This window comes from Streptomyces sp. NPDC059524 (genome assembly GCF_042749255.1).
Classification (GTDB): domain Bacteria; phylum Actinomycetota; class Actinomycetes; order Streptomycetales; family Streptomycetaceae; genus Streptomyces; species Streptomyces xanthii.
In genome coordinates, this window is record NZ_JBHYTK010000017.1 from 1 (window position 1) to 16,529 (window position 16,529).

A 16,529-nucleotide genomic window follows, 5' to 3' on the forward strand; every position below is an offset into this window, starting at 1 on the left:
AGGCTGCGCCTCATCGGGGAAATGCGACCCGAAGGGTCTGCATTTCAGGGGCGCGGGGAACTGCGCGACCAACCCCCACCGGCCCGCAGGCGACCGGAGAGCCAGAGGCCCGCACGATCCCGCCCCGGGCAACTGTTAGCGTGCCGGACATGCGCGCACCCATCGGCACCTTCGACACCGTCACCCCCGCCCCGGACGCCCTGAACCTCCTCACCCGCCCCGTCGCGGACGCCGTCCGGAACTGGCGCGGCAGCGTCCCCGCGCAGGAGCTGATCCACGTCGACACCGAGCCCGACTGGGCCGACACCGCCACGTTCGTCGAGCACTACGGCCCCGACCTGCTCGACACCTCCGCCAACTGCGTCGTCGTCAGCGGCAAGCGCGGCGGCGAGGCGACCCTCGCCGCGTGCGTCGTCCTGTCCGCCACCAAGGTCGACGTCAACGGCGTCGTGCGCCGCCACCTCGGCGCCCGCAAGGCCTCCTTCGCCTCGATGGACACCGCGACCGGGGAGACCGGCATGGAGTACGGCGGCATCACCCCCATCGGCCTGCCCGCCGACTGGCCGGTCCTCGTCGACGCGGCCGTCGCCGACCTGCCGTACGTCCTCATCGGCAGCGGCACCCGCCGCGGCAAGCTCATCGTGCCGGGCAAGGCACTCGCCGAGCTGCCCGGCGCCACCGTCCTCGAGGGCCTCGGCATCGCTGTCTAGGACGCCCCGCCCAGCCTCTCCTCGATCCAGGCCCGGCCGAACCCCACGACCACGCCCGCGTCGAGGAGATGGCACTCCGCCGCCCCGACCCTCCCGCTCCTCCCCAGCCCCGCGGCCAGCAGCTCCGCGCCGATGACCTCGAACGGGTCGCGGCCCGGCGGCACCACGGAGCCGTAGTCGAACGCGCCCCGCTCCGAGTCGATGTCGTGGAACCGCCGCCACACCCGCCGTCCGCCGTCCCGCAGCGGCTGCTCGTACGACACGAACCGCTTGCCCGGCGCCTCGGCCAGCGCCTCCGCGTGATGCAGCAGGGTCAGCGTGTCCAGCGGGGCGCCCAGCATCAGGACCCGGCCGCCGCGCGCCACCAGACGGGCGAGCGGACTGTCCGGCCCGTGCGGATCGTCCCAGGGGTGATCCACCGTCAACTCCCGGGCGCCCGCGCCCAGCGCGGCGAAACTCGCGTCCGGATGCCGGCTGCGCAGAGCGCCGGGCCGGTGCCGCAGTGCCTCCGGCAGCCGTCCGTTCGCGTGGTCGCACTCGCTCGAATCCGGGTCGTACGCCGGGTGTTCGTCGCGCACGGCGTCCCGCCAGGCCGCGGGCCAGGAGTCGAAGTCGTAGGGCAGGGCGTCGTTCCAGCCGCATGTGACCATCAGCGTGCCGGACGCGCCGACCACGTCGAGAAGCGCGTCGAGCACCGTGCCGGCGCCGCCCGCCACATAGCCGAGCGCGGACATCTTCGTATGGAACATGACGGTGTCGCCGGGGCCGAGCCCCAGCGCGGTCAGGTCGCGGGCGAGACGGCGCCGGGTGACGGGGCCGCCGGAGCGGGTGAGCAGAGTGCGTTCGTCCACCCGGCCGACGGTACGCGCCCCGAGCGGAGCGCGGCCGCGGCTCATGAGATCTTGAACCGGACAGCCGTAGAGGGAGAGTTGACGACATGACAGACCAGCTGACCGTCGCTGTGCTCGGCACCGGCATCATGGGCGCCGCCATGGCCCGCAACATCGCGCGCGCCGGACACACCGTGCGCGCCTGGAACCGCAGCCGCGCCAAGGCCGAGCCGCTCGCCGCCGACGGCGTGCAGGTCAGCGACACCCCGGCCGAGGCCGTCGCCGACGCCGACGTCGTCCTCACGATGCTCTACGACGGGCCCGCCGCGCTCGACGTCATGCGGCAGGCCGCGCCGGGGCTGAAGCCGGGGGCGGCCTGGCTGCAGTCGACGACGGCCGGGATCGACGGCATCGCCGAACTGGCCGAGTTCGCCGCCGAGCACGGCCTCGTCTTCTTCGACACCCCGGTCCTCGGCACCCGACAGCCCGCCGAGGCCGGTCAGCTTCTCGTCCTCGCGGCCGGGCCCGTCGACCGGCGTGAGGCCGTCGCCCCGGTCCTCGAAGCGGTCGGGGCCCGCACCGCGTGGATCGGCGAGGACGGGGGCGCGGGCGGTGCCACGCGGCTCAAGCTCGTCGCCAACAGCTGGGTGCTCGCCGCGACCAACGCGGTGGGGGAGGCCCTCGCCCTCTCCCAGGCGCTCGGCGTCGACCCGCAGTCCTTCCTCGACGCGATCGCCGGTGGCGGGCTCGACATGCCGTACCTGCACGCCAAGTCGGCGATGATCCTGGAGGACCGGCTGACCCCGGCCCAGTTCGCGGTGGACACCGCGGCGAAGGACGCGCGGCTCATCGCCGAGGCCGGGCGGGCGCACGGGGTGCGCCTGGACGTGGCCGAGGCGGCCGCGGCCCGCTTCAGCCGTGCCTCGGAACAGGGGCACGGCCACGAAGACATGGCCGCCGCCTATTACGCCTCCTTCGACACCCCCTGATCCCGGCTGCGGCGGCGCCGCACGGGCCGAGGATCGTTCGCCGGGCGCCGCCCGGTGGGGCTTCTCGCGCCGTTCCGGGTGTGCGTCCGGTCGGCTCGACCCAGCCTTGGGCAGTCTGCCGCCTGGGGCGATGGGGGTCCCCCCTGCTCGAGCGAAGCCGAGAGCTTGGGGGAGGGTGGGCAAGGCGGCACCCCGGCGCCGGGTGCGCGATGCATCGGGGCTCGGCTACAGCGCCACCGCCGTAGGGGCTGACGATCATCGCCGGGTGCAGCCCGGTGGGGCTTCTCGCGCAGTTCCCCGCGCCCCTGAAGGGCGCACTCCGTGCGCCCCAGGGGCATGTCGGTCGCGCCCCGCGACGGAGTCGCTGAACGGCACAGCCCCGCGCCCGCCGGGCGAGTGTGTTCCCCGCGATGACTTGTCAGGGGAGGCGGGGGATCTCTATGGCCGGGCAGCGGTCCATCACCATTTCCAGGCCCTCCTCGCGCGTCCGCGCATGCGCCTCCTCGTCGACCACCCCGAGCTGGAACCACACCGCCTTCGCCCCGATCGCCACGGCCTCGTCCGCCACCGGCCCGGCCAGCTCGCTGTTCACGAAGACGTCCACCACGTCCACCGGGAACGGGATGTCCGCGAGCGAGGCATAGCCCCGCTCCCCGTGCACCGTCTCGGCCTTCGGGTGGACGGGGACGATCCGCTTGCCGTACTCCTGCAGGACCCGCGCGACGCCGTACGCCGCACGCGACCGGTTCGAGGAGAGCCCCACCACGGCCCAGGTGTCCCCGGTACCGGTGAGGATCTTGCGGACGGTCTCCTGGTCGCCGTACATCGGCGCCTCCAAGCATGGTCGGGCGGAAGACTGACATCCGGCTAACCACCCGCACCGCCCGTCGATTCCACGCGGGCGCATAGGCTGGTCCGATGCAGGACGAGTACCGCACGGTGGCCCACGAGGGCGTGCACGAGACAGAGATCAACCGCTCCCGGTTCCTGTGCGCGCTCGCGCCCGCCGCCACCGAGGAGGAGGCCCAGGCCTTCGTCGCCCGCATCCGCAAGGAGCACCCGACCGCCACCCACAACTGCTACGCGTACGTCATCGGCGCCGACGCCTCCGTCCAGAAGGCCAGCGACGACGGCGAGCCCGGCGGCACCGCGGGCGTCCCGATGCTGCAGATGCTCACCCGGCGCGAGATGCGGTACGTCGTCGCCGTCGTCACGCGCTACTACGGAGGCGTGAAACTCGGCGCCGGCGGCCTCATCCGCGCCTACGGAGGCGCGGTCGGCGAGGCGCTCGACACGCTCGGCACCGTCACCCGCCGCCGCTACCGCCTCGCCACCGTCACCGTCGACCACGCGCGCGCGGGCAAGATGGAGAACGACCTGCGCTCCACAGGGCGCAGCGTGCGCGACGTCCACTACGGGGAGGCCGTCTCCATCGAGATCGGGCTGCCCGAGTCGGACCTCGACCAGTTCCGGGCGTGGCTCGCGGACGTGTCGGCGGGGGAGGCCGGCTTCGAGCTCGGCGGCGAGGCCTACGGGTAGCACCGGCATCCTCCCGATGCGAGCCGGGCGGTGTGAGGCCTGTCACCAGGGAGCCGGGGGAGCCGGGGCGGCGCGGGTGTTTCTGCCGTGCTGTCAGACCCAGCGGTTAGCCTCGTGTGTCATGAGGCTGCTGCACACGTCCGACTGGCATCTGGGCCGCGCGTTCCACCGCGTGAGCATGCTCGACGCCCAGTCCGCGTTCATAGGCCACCTCGTCGACACCGTGCGCGAGCGGGAGGTCGACGCGGTGGTCGTGTCGGGCGACGTGTACGACCGGGCCGTGCCCCCGCTGTCCGCGGTCGAGCTGTACGACGACGCCCTGCACCGCCTCGCCGACCTCGGCGTGCCCACGGTGATGATCTCCGGGAACCACGACTCGGCCCGCCGCCTCGGCGTCGGCGCCGGGCTCCTGGGCCGCGCCGGCATCCACCTCCGTACGGCGGCGAGCCGCGTCGCCGAGCCCGTCGTGCTGACCGACGCGCACGGCGACGTCGCCTTCTACGGACTGCCGTACCTGGAGCCCGCTCTCGTCAAGGCCGAGTTCGGGGTCGAGCGCGCCGGGCACGAGCAGGTGCTCGGGGCCGCGATGGAGCGCGTGCGCGCCGACCTGGCCGCCCGCGCCCCCGGCACCCGGTCCGTGGTCCTCGCCCACGCCTTCGTCACCGGTGGCACCCCCAGCGACAGCGAGCGGGACATCACCGTCGGCGGCGTCGCCGCCGTCCCCGCGGGCGTCTTCGACGGGGTCGACTACGTGGCCCTCGGCCACCTGCACGGCAGTCAGACCCTCAGCGAGCGTGTCCGCTACTCGGGCTCACCGTTGCCGTACTCCTTCTCCGAGGCCGACCACCGCAAGAGCATGTGGCTCATCGACCTGGACGCCGACGGCGCCGTGAGCGCCGAGCGGATCGACTGCCCGGTGCCCCGGCCGCTCGCCCGGATCCGGGGCGACCTGGAGGATCTGCTCGCCGACCCGGACCTCACCGTCCACGAGGAGTCCTGGGTCGAGGCCACCCTCACCGACGAGGTGCGGCCCGACGACCCCATGGCCCGCCTCACCGACCGCTTCCCGCACACCCTCAGCCTGCTGTTCGACCCGCGCCGCACCGACGCGCGCCCCGACGCCAGCTACGCGGAGCGACTCAGCGGGCGCGACGACCACGAGATCGCGGAGGACTTCGTGACCCATGTCCGCGGCGCCGGGCCCGACCCGGACGAGCGCGCCGTGCTGCGCGCCGCCTTCGACGCCGTACGGACCGACGACGTGGTGCGCGAGGTCGCCCGGTGAGACTGCACACCCTGAAGATCACCGCGTTCGGCCCCTTCGGCGGCACCCAGGAGATCGACTTCGACGCGCTGTCCTCGGCCGGACTCTTCCTGCTGCACGGCCCGACCGGCGCCGGCAAGACCTCCGTCCTCGACGCGGTCTGCTACGCGCTGTACGGGTCCGTCCCCGGCGCCCGGCAGAACGGCGGCTCCCAGGGTCAGCACCTGCGCAGCGACCACGCCGAGCCCGGCGTGCGCACCGAGGTCGTCCTCGACCTCACCGTCGCGGGCCGCCGCCTGGAGCTCACCCGCCAGCCCCCGTACGCCCGCCCCAAGAAGCGCGGCACCGGCTTCACCACGGAGAAGGCGCAGAGCTGGCTGCGCGAGCACGACGCCGAGGCCCGCGCGTGGAAGGACCTCAGCCGCTCCCACCAGGAGATCGGCGAGGAGATCACCCAGCTGCTCGGCATGAGCAAGGACCAGTTCTGCCAGGTCGTGCTGCTGCCGCAGGGCGACTTCGCGCGGTTCCTGCGCGCCGACGCGGAGGCCCGCGGCAAGCTTCTCGGGCGGCTCTTCGACACGCACCGGTTCGCCGCCGTCGAGCAGCGGCTCGCCGAGGACCGGCGCGCCGCCGAGAAGCAGGTCAAGGCCGGCGACACCGAGCTCCTCGCCGACGCGCACCGCATGCAGCAGGCCGCGGGCGACACGGCCGAACTCGCGCCCGTCGACGCCGAGCCGGGTGAACCGGGCCTCGCCGACGCCGTGCTGGCCTGGGCCGCCGTCGCGCGCAGCGGCGCCCGCGAGCGCTTCACCCACGCCCATCTCGCCCTGGGCGCCGCCGACTCCGCTCGCACCGCCGCACAGGACGCCCTCGCCGCGGAGCAGGACACGGCCCGGCTGCAGCGGCGCTTCGCCGAGGCACACGCGCGGGCCGCCGCGCTCGACGAGCGCGCCGACGAGCACCGCGCCCTCCAGCAGCGCATGGACCGGGGCCGCAAGGCCGAGACCGTCGCCCCCGCCCTCGCCCTGCGCGACGCGGCCGACACCGAGCACGGCACGGCGCTGCGTGAAGAGGCACGCACGCGTGCCGCGCTGGCCGCCGCCCCCGAGCTCGCCGCCGGCGCCCCGGGCGAGCACCTCGCCGACGACGCGGGCCCCGGCGCCCTCGCCGAGGCCGCCCGGCGCCTCGCCCACGAGCTCGGCGGACTCGACGCCGCCCGCCGCGCCGAGCAGCGCCTGACCCGCATCGCCGACGACCGCGCCCGCCTCGACCGCGAGGAGCGCGCCGACGCCGAGCTGCTCGCCGAGACCGACGGCTGGCTCGACGCCTGGGACACCCGCAGGGCCGGTCTCCAGGCGCGGGTCGAGCGCGCCCAGGAGGCGGCGACCCGCGCCGAACACCTCGCCGGACAGCTGGAACCGGTACGGCAGCGGGCCGCGGCCGCCGTCGAGCGGGACCGCCTGGCCGAGCGGGCCGGCACGGCGCAGGAGGCGACCCTGCGCGCCCGCGAGGACGCCGCCACCGCGCACGAGCACTGGCTCAAGCTGAAGGAACGACGGCTGCGCGGCGTCGCCGCCGAGCTCGCCGAGGCCCTCGTCTCCGGCGAACCCTGCGCCGTCTGCGGCTCCGTCGAGCACCCCGCGCCGAGCGCCAGATCCGAAGGACACGTGGACCGGGCCGCCGAGGAGCACGCGCTCGCCGCCCACCGCGGTGCCGAGGAGCACCGGGCCGACACCGAGCGGCGACTGGCCCGGGTCCGGGAGGAGCTGGCCGCGGCGAAGGCGGCGGCCGGTGATACGCCCGCCGGTCAACTCGCCGAAGCGGCACGGGAACTGGAGGCGCGACACGCGGAGGCCCGCGCCGAGGCGTCCACCTTGCGCGCCGCCCGCGAGACGCTCGACCACGCCGAGCGCGAGCACGGCCGCAGGACCACCGCCCGCCAGGAGGCGGCGACCCGCACCGCGAGCCGGGCCTCCCTGCGTGAAGCGCTCGACAGTGAACGGGACGGCCTGGTAGGGGAGTTGGAGCAGGCTCGCAGGGGCGCCGCGAGCGTCGAGGCGCGCGCCGCCCAGCTGGAGCGGCTCGTCACGCTGCTCGACAGCGCCGCCGACGCCGCCCGGGCCGTCGAGGACACCGCGCAGCGGCTCAAGGACGCCGACGCGCGACTCGCCGACGCCGCGTTCCGCGCCGGGTTCGACACGCCGGAGGCCGCGGCGGGTGCCCTGCTCGACGACGCCGCCCACCGCGAGCTCCAGCACCGGCTCGACGCGTGGCAGGCCGAGGAGGCCGCCGTCCGCGCGGTCCTCGCCGAGGAGGACACCGCGGCCGCCGCTCTGCGGCCCGCCGCCGACCTCGCCGCCGCACGGGCCGCGGCCGACGCCGCCGACGCCCGGGTGCGCGCCGCCGCCTCCGCGCGGGACGCCGCCGCACGCCGCTGCGACGCGCTCGACCGGCTGTCCCGCAGCGCGGCCAAGGAGGCCCGCCGGCTCGGCCCGCTGCGCGCCGCGTACAACCGGATCGCCCGGCTCGCCTCCCTCGCCGCCGGCACCTCGGCGGACAACGAGCGCAAGATGCGCCTGGAGTCCTATGTGCTGGCCGCGCGCCTCGAGCAGGTCGCCGCCGCCGCGACGGCCCGCCTGCGCCGCATGTCGTCCGGCCGCTACACGCTCGTCCACTCCGACTCGCTGTCCGGGCGCGGGCGTTCGGGCCTCGGGCTGCACGTCGTCGACGCGTGGACCGGGCGGGAGCGGGACACGGCGACGCTGTCCGGCGGCGAGACGTTCTTCGCGTCGCTCGCGCTCGCGCTCGGCCTCGCGGACGTCGTCACCGACGAGGCGGGGGGAGTCCGGCTCGACACCCTGTTCATCGACGAGGGCTTCGGCAGCCTCGACGACCAGACCCTCGACGAGGTCCTCGACGTCCTGGACACACTGCGCGAGCGGGACCGCAGCGTCGGCATCGTCAGCCACGTCGGCGACCTGCGGCGCCGCGTGCACGCCCAACTGGAGGTCGTGAAGGGGCGGGAGGGATCGGAGGTCCGTCAGCGCGGCGGGGTGTGAGGCCCCTGCTCAGCTCAGCCGCGTAGCCCGCCCCGTGGACGTGCCGTTCAGTGGCCGATCGGGCGGCGCGGCAGCGGCGACGAGTACACGACGCTCGTGGTCACCGACCCCAGCGCGCCGAGCTTGCCCGACACCTCCTCCAGGTGCCCCATGGAGCGCGCCGCGACCTTGATGACGAAGCAGTCGTCGCCGGTGACGTGGTGCGCCTCCAGGATCTCCGGGGTCACCGCGACCAGGTCGTGGAACGGCTTGTAGTTCCCGTTCGGGTACCGCAGCCGGACGAAGGCCAGGATCGGCAGCCCGAGCCGCTCCGGCACCACCACCGCCGTGTACCCGGCGATCACCCCGGCCTCCTCCAGCCGGCGCACCCGCTCGGTCACCGCGCTCGCGGACATCGACACGGCGCGCGCCAGCTCGGCGTAGCTCGCGCGGCCCTCGCGCTGCAGGGCCTCCAGGATGCGCCAGTCGGTGGCGTCGGGCGTGTACGCGGACGCGGTGCGGGGTGTGCTTGTGGAATCGGCGGTCATGTTCGAGGAATAGCAGGTGAATCCCCGGCCGATCAAGAGATGTGCCGGGGATCGCCCCTTCAACGAAGGTGATCACCGGCCATAGATTTCCAGTGTCTTCAGATGCCGGGCGGCCGCCGAACGCGGGCCGCCCCACGTCCCAGGAGTTGCGCCATGACCACGACGACCAGCGCCCACCCCGTCCTGCGGGTGGCCCCCGCCGCGCCCGCCGCCGCTGCCGCCTACTTCGGCGCGAGCCTCGCCTTCCACGCCGACGTGTCCGACGTCGCCGCCGCGCTCGCCCTGCCCGAAGGCCCCGGATTCGTCCTGCTCGACTCCCGCTCCACCGCCTCCTGGGACCAGGGCCATGTCCCCGGCGCCCTCCACCTGCCCACGGCCCAGATCCCCGAGCAGGCCGAGCAACTGCTCGACCGGTCGGTCCCCGTCGTCACGTACTGCTGGGGCCCGGCGTGCAACGGCGCGACCCGCGCCGCCCTCGCCCTCGCCGAACTCGGCTTCCAGGTCAAGGAGATGCTCGGCGGCTTCGAGTACTGGGTCCGCGAGGGCTTCGCCTACGAGACCTGGGAGGGGCCCGCGCGACAGGCCCCGGACCCGCTCACCGCGCCCGTCGACGCCGAGGACTGCGGCTGCTGAATCCGGCGCCCTCCCGGCTCCGTCAGGCCCGGCCCGGCCGGACCCGGCCGCGTCAGACCCGGTGCGGGGCCGCCCGCAGGAACGGGACGTCCCGCGGGCCGACGTCGGCGGCCGGGGCCGCCGCGCGCAGCACCACGTCGAGGGCGCCGTCCGGGTCGCAGGCGTAATGGCCGCTGGCCCAGGCCGCGTTGGCCTCGACGACCGCCCAGTCGCCGTCCGGAGCGAGCCGGCCCACGTCGACGACGATCGCGCTCGGCAACTCCTCGGCGGGGAGCCGGGCGGCGAACGCCAGCACCTCGTCGCGCAGCGGGTCGCCGCCGTCCAGCGGCGCCACGTCCAGGGCGCCCCGGCGCGCGTAGCGGCTCGCCGTGCGCACGGCGCCGTCGAGCAGGAACAGCCGGTACTCGACGTCGAACGCCACGATGTCGCTGACCAGCACGGGCGTGTCGTCGTCCACCGCGTCCGGGCCGGGCAGGCGGCTGCCGTCCGGATAGACGCGGGCCGGGAAGCTCTTGTCGTTGGGCGGTTTCACGAACGCCGGACGGCGCAGCCCGCGGGCCTCGGCGACCGTCGTCAACTCCACGTCCCGTCCGGCAAGTTCGACCGGCAGCCCGGCCAGCCAGCCAGGCGCCGCCTCCAGCAGCCCGACCCCGAGCTCGCGCCCCACCGCGTCCGCGAACAACGGCCCCGCGTACAGCGAGGCCCCCGGCGCCCCGAGCCACTCCGCAGGCGTACGCCAGTCCCCGTACGTCTCCACGCCGATCCCGCGCCGGCGTGCGGCGTCGGCCAGCGCGCGGCCCGTGACGGTGGCGCGGGGGGAGAGGAAGAGGGTGCGGGGCGTCGCGTTCATGGAGTCGAGGATGTGGGCCGGTGCGTCTGAACGCCACGCAATTTCGCGCCCAGTGCCCGGTGCCCAGTGCCGAGTGCCCGGTGCCCGGTGCCCGGTGCCGCGGTGCCCTCGCGCCCGGTGCTCCGTGCGGGGCAGGGGTTCGCGCCGCCCGGCGCGTAATCGCCGTGCGAACGGCGCGGAGCCTTGGCATCATCGGCCCCCATGCCGAGACTTCCCGCCCCCACCCCAGAAGAACTCCGCCGCGACCCGCTGCCCCTGCGCGGCCGTACCGCCCTGGTCACCGGGGCCAGCCGGCGAGGCGGCATCGGGTGCGCCGTGGCGCGGCGGCTCGCCGCGTACGGGGCCGCCGTCTACCTGCACCATCACGTGCCGCACGACGAGGCGATGCCCTGGGGCGCCGACCGGCCCGAGGACGTGGCCGACGCGGTGCGCGCGGCACGTGGCGCGCCGGACACCCTCGTCGACCACGGTCCCGCCGACCTCAGCGCACCCGACGCCCCGGCCCGGCTGATCGACGACGCCGCGCGGGCCCTCGGCGGCCGGCTCGACATCCTGATCGCCAACCACGCGCTCGGCGGCAGCGACGGCACCCTCGACACGATCGACGCCGCGATGCTCGACGCGCACTGGGCCGTCGACGCACGCTCCGTCGTCCTGCTCGTGCAGGCCTTCGCGCGCCACCGCCCGGCCGGACCCGGCGGGCGGATCGTCATGATGACCTCGGGACAGGACATCGCCGACGGCATGCCCGGCGAGCTCGCGTACGCCCTCCAGAAGGGCGCGCTCGCCTCGGTCACCCGCTCCCTCGCGACCGCGCTCGCCGACCGGGGCATCACGGTGAACACCGTCAACCCCGGCCCCGTCGACACCGACTACCTCGACGGCGACACGTACGACGCGATCGCCGGACTGTTCCCGGCCGGACGCTGGGGCATGCCCGACGACCCGGCCCGGCTGATCTCCTGGCTGGCGACCGACGAGGCCGCGTGGATCACCGGGCAGGTCGTCGATTCCGAGGGCGGCTTCCGGCGGACCGGGGGCTGACGCCCGTACGGGATCACGCGAGGAATCCCGTACGGTCCAATCCGCCGGAGGCCGGCGCGGCTACAGCCTGGACAGCTCGTCCACGAGGTCGTCCAGGCCCAGCGAACCCTGCGAGAGCGCCGCCATGTGCCAGGCCTTCGCGTCGAACGCGTCGCCGTGCGCCGCCCGCGCGTTGGCCCGGCCCAGCAGCCACGCCCGCTCGCCCAGCTTGTAGCCGATGGCCTGGCCCGGGATCGACAGATAGCGGGTCAGCTCGCTCTCTACGAAGTCCGCGGGCCGGCTGCTGTGCGACCCGAAGAACTCCTGCGCCAGCTCCGGCGTCCACCGCTCGCCCGGGTGGAACGGCGAGTCCGCCGGGATCTCCAGCTCCAGGTGCATGCCGATGTCGACGATCACACGGGCCGCGCGCATCATCTGAGCGTCGAGGTAACCGAGGCGCGTCTCCGCGTCCTTGAGGAAGCCCAGCTCGTCCATGAGGCGCTCCGCGTACAGCGCCCAGCCCTCCGCGTTCGCCGAGACCCCGCCCAGCGTCGCCTGGTAGCGCGACAGGTCACCGGCCACGTGCGCCCACTGCGCGAGCTGCAGGTGATGGCCCGGCACACCCTCGTGGTACCAGGTCGACACCAGGTCGTACACGGGGAAGCGGGTCTGGCCCATCGTCGGCAGCCAGGTGCGCCCGGGGCGCGAGAAGTCCTCCGACGGCGCCGTGTAGTAGGGGGCCGCCGCGCTGCCGGGCGGAGCGATGCGGGACTCCACCTTCCGTACCCGCTGCGCCAGTTCGAAGTGCGTGCCGTCGAGCGCCTCGATGGCCTCGTCCATCAGGTTCTGCAGCCAGTCGCGGACCTCGTCCACGCCCTCGATGTGCCGCCCGTGCTCGTCGAGGTGCGCGAGCGCCACCCACGGCGTCTCGGCGCCCGGCAGGATCTTCTCCGCCTCGGCCCGCATCTCGCCCAGCAGCCGGTGGAACTCGCTCCACCCGTACGCGTAGGCCTCGTCCAGGTCGAGGTCCGTGCCGTTGTAGTAGCGCGACCAGCGCGCGTACCGCTCCCGGCCCACCGCGTTCGGCGCACCCTCGATCGCCGGCGCGTACACGTCCCGCATCCAGTCGCGCAGCGCCACCGTCGCGGCGTCCGCCGTGCGCGCCGCCTCGGTCAGCTCGCCGCGCAGGGCTTCGGGCCCGGCGGCCGCGAACTCCTCGAACCAGCCCCGCCCCTGGGCCTCGCCCGCCCACTCGGTGAGCTGCTCGACGAAGGTGGCGGCGGGCCGCGGCGGACCGTACAGCTTGCGCTCGAGCCCCGCCTCGAGCGTCTCCCGGTATCCGGCGAACGCGGCCGGGACCGCGCGCAGCCGCTCGGCGATCGCCGCCCAGTCCTCGTCGGTCTCGGTCGGGGTGATGGTGAACACCTCGCGCACGTTGTGCACGGGGCCGCCCAGGTTGGTGACGACGCGCAGGTGCTCCTCCGCGTCGTGCACGGCGAGTTCGGCCGTCAGGCGCTCGCGCAGCAGACGGGCGCAACGGCGCTCGACGTCGCTGTCGGCGCCGGGCCGGCGCTCGGCCTCGTCGAGCCGGGCGAGCGTGTCCCGGGCCTGCGCGGCGACCGCGTCGAGCCCGGCGGGTGACAGATCGGGCAGCTTTCCGTGGGAGGCGCGGTCGCCGAGATACGTACCGGTGAGCGGGTCGAGGGCGACCACGGCGTCGACATGGGCGTCGGCGACCTGACGGGGCAGCGGGCCGGGGGACAGCTGGGTGCTCGAGGTGTCTGACATGCGGACATCCTCGTACGAGTCAGGGGGCGACGTCACCATGATTCGCTGTGGGCGTGCCCGGCGCGGCCGGGGTCCCGGCCGGAAGCAGCGGTCCGCACTCCCACTGCTGGAAGATCAGCCGCGTCTCGACCCGCGCCACCTCCCGGTGCGCCGTGAACTCGTCGAGCACGAGCCGCTGCAGATCGGCCATGTCCCGCACCGCGACCTGCACCAAGTAGTCGTCGGGGCCGGTCAGATGGAAGACCGTGCGCGCCTCGGGCAGTGCCCGGATCCGCTCGACGAACGGGCCCACCAGCTCCCGCCGGTGCGGGCGCACCTGCACGGACAGCAGCGCCTGCAGCCCGCGGCCCAGCTTGGCCGGATCGAGCCGCAGCACATGCCCGAGGATCACCCCCGAGCGCCGCAGCCGCGCCACCCGGTCGAGACAGGTCGACGGCGCGACCCCGACCTGCGCGGCGAGGTCCCGGTACGTCGTGCGGGCGTCGTTCTGCAACAGCCGCAGAATCTCCAGATCAACCGGATCCAGTACGACAGAATCAGCCATTCGTCGAACGTAGCACGGAACATCCGCACCGGACCTCGTTCGCTGTTCAGCCTGGCCCCATGGATATCGACGAGGCAGTGACGTACCCCCGGCCGTACCCCGCGCCCCGCGCCCTCGCCACCGAAGCCGTGCACGCCGGACGCGACGATCTCGCGGCCCTCGGCCTGCACGCCCCGCCCATCGACCTCTCCACCACCTACCCGTCGGCCGACAGCCGCGGCGAGGCCGCGCGCATCGACGCGTTCGCCGCCGACGGCGTCCTCGACGACGGGCCGCCCGTCTACGGCCGCCTCGCCAACCCGACGGTCGCCCGCTTCGAGACCGCGCTCGCCCGGCTCGAAGGCACCGAGAGCGCCGTCGCGTTCGCCAGCGGCATGGCGGCCCTCACCGCCGTCCTCCTCGTCCGGCTCGGCGCGGGCCTGCGCCACGTCGTCGCCGTCCGGCCGCTGTACGGGTGCAGCGACCACCTGCTCACCGCGGGCGCCCTCGGCTCCGAGGTGACCTGGGTCGACCCGGCCGGGATCGCCGACGCCATCCGGCCCGACACCGGCCTCGTCATGGTCGAGTCGCCCGCCAACCCGACCCTCGCCGAGGTCGACCTGCGTGCCGTCGCGCACGCCTGCGGCTCCGTACCGCTGCTCGTCGACAACACCTTCGCGACGCCCGTCCTCCAGCGCCCGGTCGAGCACGGCGCCCGGCTCGTGCTGCACAGCGCGACCAAGTACCTGGGCGGGCACGGCGATGTCCTGGGCGGTGTCGTCGCCTGCGACGAGGACTTCGCCCGCGAGCTGCGCAAGGTCCGCTTCGCCACCGGCGGCGTCCTGCACCCGCTCGCCGGATACCTGCTGCTGCGCGGCCTCGCGACCCTGCCCGTACGGGTCCGCGCCGCCTCGGCGACCGCGGCGGACCTGGTCGCGCGGCTCGCCGCCGACCCGCGCGTCACCCGCGTCCACTACCCGCGGATCGGCGGCGCCATGGTCTCCTTCGAGGTCGCGGGCGACCCGCACGCCGTCATCGGCGGCGTGCGGCTGATCACCCCGGCGGTGAGCCTCGGCAGCGTCGACTCCCTGATCCAGCACCCGGCCTCCATCAGCCACCGCATCGTCGACGCCGACGACCGCCGGGCCGCCGGCGTCAGCGACCGGCTGCTGCGCCTGTCGGTCGGCCTGGAGGACGTCGAGGACCTGTGGGCCGACCTGGACCGGGCGCTCGACGCCTCCGTCTGCGCACCGGTCCCGGCCTCCGCCGGGGCCGGACCGGCCGTCGTCAGTGGCGCTCGGCCCGCTCGTACGGCGGCCGTGACGCCACTGGCGTCGCGTCCAGACGCGCGGTGACCACCAGGGTGCCCTCCTCGATCTGGTAGTCGAGCGGCAGCCCGAGGCCGCGCATCGCGGCGACCATGCCGGTGTTGGACGCCTGCGTCACCGCGTACACGCTCTCGCAGCCGGCCTCGACCGCCATCGTGACCAGACGGCCGAGCAGGTCGGCGCCGATGCCGCGGCGCTGCCAGTCGTCCTCGACGAGCAGCGCCACCTCGGTCTCGTCGCCGTCCCACAGCAGATGGCCGAGGGCCACGATCCGGCCCGAGGCCGTCTGCGCGGCCAGCGTCCGCCCGAAGCGCGGGCCGAGCAGATGGTTGAGGTACCGGTCCGCGTCCGCGACCGGACCGTGGTACCGCATGCTCAACGTCCGCTGCGAGCACCGCTCGTGCATCGCCTTCGCCGCCGCCACGTCCGACACGTCGGCGCGGCGCACCTTCACCTCGTTGCCCTGCGGCAGCGTCAGCACGTCATGGCTGCGCGGCACCCGCGGGCCCAGCCGCGTGTCCAGCTCCACCAGGGCCCGCGCCCGCGCGAACTCGGTCGGCGTGAACGGCAGATACGGCCGCTCCACCGTGATCACCCCGCCCTCGGGCGTCCGCAGCCGCATCTCCGTCCCGTCGTAGCCGCCCTCCACCGGCGTCCCGCCGTCCGTGCGCGCCGCCGGCGACGAGGCGGGCAGCGACCGGATCGTGCACCGGCCCAGCAACTGGCGCAGCGACAGCGGCAGTTCCGCCGCGTCCAGCGCCGTGCGGGTCGCGAGGCCCAGGATCCGCGTGGGCGCGTCGACCAGGTCGTGGGCATCGGCCCGCTCGACCCAGGTCCCCGAACCCCCGGCCCGGGCCACCGCGCGCGACAGCTCCGCGGCGGGCAACTCCTGCGGCGCGCGCAGCAGGAACTCGTCCACGGTGCCGTCCGCCAGCGGATGCGTCTGCAGGCTCAGGATGTCGACCCGCAGCCGGGCCAGCACGGTGCACAGCGCGGCGAGCGAACCCGGCTCGTCCCGCACCGTCGTCCGCATCCGCCACAGCGCGCCGTGCGCGGGATCGACGGACGCGCCGCCCCCGGCCGGCTCCTGGGCCCGGTCCCCGCCCTGGCCCTGTCGCCCGGGCGCCGTCCCGCCGGAGTGCGGGGCGGCGTCCCGGGCGCCGGTATCCGCGGTCGGGGGAGCATGGCCGTGCCGCCGTGCCCACCACACGTGGAACCCCGCCGTGGCCAGCAGCACCACGGCCGAGATCACCAGCAGCGCCGGACCGTCGGGGCCGTGCCCGATCAGGTTCGCCACCGCGTCCGCGACCGCTACCGCCGTGAACAGCGCGGCCAGTTCGACCAGATCCCGCCGCCAGTGGTGGACCGGCCGACCGTGCTTCACTCGCGTCACATCAGACATGTCTGGACTCATGCATCCACTGTGAAGGAACGGTGTTGCGTGATCACGAACGATGTGTGACCGA

The 16,529-nt window shown here is 74.8% G+C and carries 15 protein-coding genes; 8 read left to right on the plus strand and 7 right to left on the minus strand.

All coding sequences use genetic code 11. The features are described 5' to 3' along the window. Positions 1-149 precede the first annotated feature (149 nt). The gene (locus ACFW9D_RS07500) at positions 150-710 is read left to right on the plus strand and encodes a YbaK/EbsC family protein (protein WP_384618973.1); all 561 of its coding nucleotides are present in this window, start codon (positions 150-152) and stop codon (positions 708-710) included. Here ACFW9D_RS07500 and aac(3) read toward each other — a convergent pair. Further along, entirely contained in the window at positions 707-1,561 is an 855-nt protein-coding gene (gene aac(3), locus ACFW9D_RS07505; protein WP_384618976.1) for an aminoglycoside 3-N-acetyltransferase, read from the minus strand. The genes ACFW9D_RS07500 and aac(3) overlap by 4 nt on opposite strands. 86 nt (positions 1,562-1,647) lie before the next feature. Here aac(3) and ACFW9D_RS07510 point away from each other — a divergent pair, with 86 nt between their 5' ends. Beyond that, positions 1,648-2,529: an NAD(P)-dependent oxidoreductase gene (locus ACFW9D_RS07510; RefSeq protein WP_384618979.1), complete on the plus strand. Its 882-nt coding sequence runs from the start codon at positions 1,648-1,650 to the stop codon at positions 2,527-2,529. A gap of 418 nt (positions 2,530-2,947) precedes the next feature. Here the strand turns inward: ACFW9D_RS07510 and ACFW9D_RS07515 are convergent, their stop codons facing one another. After that, positions 2,948-3,355, minus strand: a complete 408-nt coding sequence (locus ACFW9D_RS07515) for a CoA-binding protein (RefSeq protein WP_188340181.1) — start codon at positions 3,353-3,355, stop codon at positions 2,948-2,950. A 92-nt stretch (positions 3,356-3,447) separates the two neighbouring features. Here ACFW9D_RS07515 and ACFW9D_RS07520 point away from each other — a divergent pair, with 92 nt between their 5' ends. From ACFW9D_RS07520 to ACFW9D_RS07530, 3 genes are all read left to right on the plus strand, one after another. Continuing rightward, on the plus strand, positions 3,448-4,068 hold the full coding sequence (locus ACFW9D_RS07520) for a YigZ family protein (RefSeq protein WP_188340182.1): 621 nt from the start codon (positions 3,448-3,450) through the stop codon (positions 4,066-4,068). A gap of 121 nt (positions 4,069-4,189) precedes the next feature. Beyond that, entirely contained in the window at positions 4,190-5,353 is a 1,164-nt protein-coding gene (locus ACFW9D_RS07525; protein WP_384618984.1) for an exonuclease SbcCD subunit D, read from the plus strand. Next, the gene (locus ACFW9D_RS07530; RefSeq protein ID WP_384618987.1) at positions 5,350-8,391 is read left to right on the plus strand and encodes an AAA family ATPase; all 3,042 of its coding nucleotides are present in this window, start codon (positions 5,350-5,352) and stop codon (positions 8,389-8,391) included. Before ACFW9D_RS07525 ends, ACFW9D_RS07530 begins: the two co-directional genes overlap by 4 nt. Before the next feature lie 47 nt (positions 8,392-8,438). Here the strand turns inward: ACFW9D_RS07530 and ACFW9D_RS07535 are convergent, their stop codons facing one another. Next, a complete protein-coding gene (locus tag ACFW9D_RS07535; protein ID WP_188340185.1) occupies positions 8,439-8,918 on the minus strand; it encodes an Lrp/AsnC family transcriptional regulator in 480 nt (159 codons plus the stop codon). A 153-nt stretch (positions 8,919-9,071) separates the two neighbouring features. Here ACFW9D_RS07535 and ACFW9D_RS07540 point away from each other — a divergent pair, with 153 nt between their 5' ends. Beyond that, positions 9,072-9,551 carry a rhodanese-like domain-containing protein gene (locus tag ACFW9D_RS07540; protein WP_188340186.1) on the plus strand — a complete coding sequence of 160 codons (480 nt, stop codon included), beginning with the start codon at positions 9,072-9,074 and terminating at the stop codon, positions 9,549-9,551. A 52-nt stretch (positions 9,552-9,603) separates the two neighbouring features. Here the strand turns inward: ACFW9D_RS07540 and ACFW9D_RS07545 are convergent, their stop codons facing one another. Continuing rightward, positions 9,604-10,401: an ATP-grasp domain-containing protein gene (locus ACFW9D_RS07545; RefSeq protein ID WP_384618992.1), complete on the minus strand. Its 798-nt coding sequence runs from the start codon at positions 10,399-10,401 to the stop codon at positions 9,604-9,606. A 201-nt stretch (positions 10,402-10,602) separates the two neighbouring features. Here ACFW9D_RS07545 and ACFW9D_RS07550 point away from each other — a divergent pair, with 201 nt between their 5' ends. Further along, positions 10,603-11,445 (plus strand): SDR family oxidoreductase, encoded by an 843-nt coding sequence (locus ACFW9D_RS07550; protein WP_384618995.1) that lies wholly within the window; start codon positions 10,603-10,605, stop codon positions 11,443-11,445. A 60-nt stretch (positions 11,446-11,505) separates the two neighbouring features. Here ACFW9D_RS07550 and ACFW9D_RS07555 read toward each other — a convergent pair whose 3' ends face one another. Both ACFW9D_RS07555 and ACFW9D_RS07560 read right to left on the minus strand, forming a co-directional pair. After that, on the minus strand, positions 11,506-13,212 hold the full coding sequence (locus tag ACFW9D_RS07555) for a DUF885 domain-containing protein (RefSeq protein ID WP_384618998.1): 1,707 nt from the start codon (positions 13,210-13,212) through the stop codon (positions 11,506-11,508). A gap of 19 nt (positions 13,213-13,231) precedes the next feature. Then, the gene (locus ACFW9D_RS07560) at positions 13,232-13,756 is read right to left on the minus strand and encodes an Lrp/AsnC family transcriptional regulator (RefSeq protein ID WP_188340190.1); all 525 of its coding nucleotides are present in this window, start codon (positions 13,754-13,756) and stop codon (positions 13,232-13,234) included. Between the two features lie 59 nt (positions 13,757-13,815). Here ACFW9D_RS07560 and ACFW9D_RS07565 point away from each other — a divergent pair, with 59 nt between their 5' ends. Then, positions 13,816-15,090: a trans-sulfuration enzyme family protein gene (locus ACFW9D_RS07565; protein WP_384619002.1), complete on the plus strand. Its 1,275-nt coding sequence runs from the start codon at positions 13,816-13,818 to the stop codon at positions 15,088-15,090. Here the strand turns inward: ACFW9D_RS07565 and ACFW9D_RS07570 are convergent. Further along, a complete protein-coding gene (locus ACFW9D_RS07570; RefSeq protein WP_384619004.1) occupies positions 15,023-16,465 on the minus strand; it encodes a GNAT family N-acetyltransferase in 1,443 nt (480 codons plus the stop codon). The genes ACFW9D_RS07565 and ACFW9D_RS07570 overlap by 68 nt on opposite strands. Positions 16,466-16,529 lie beyond the last annotated feature (64 nt).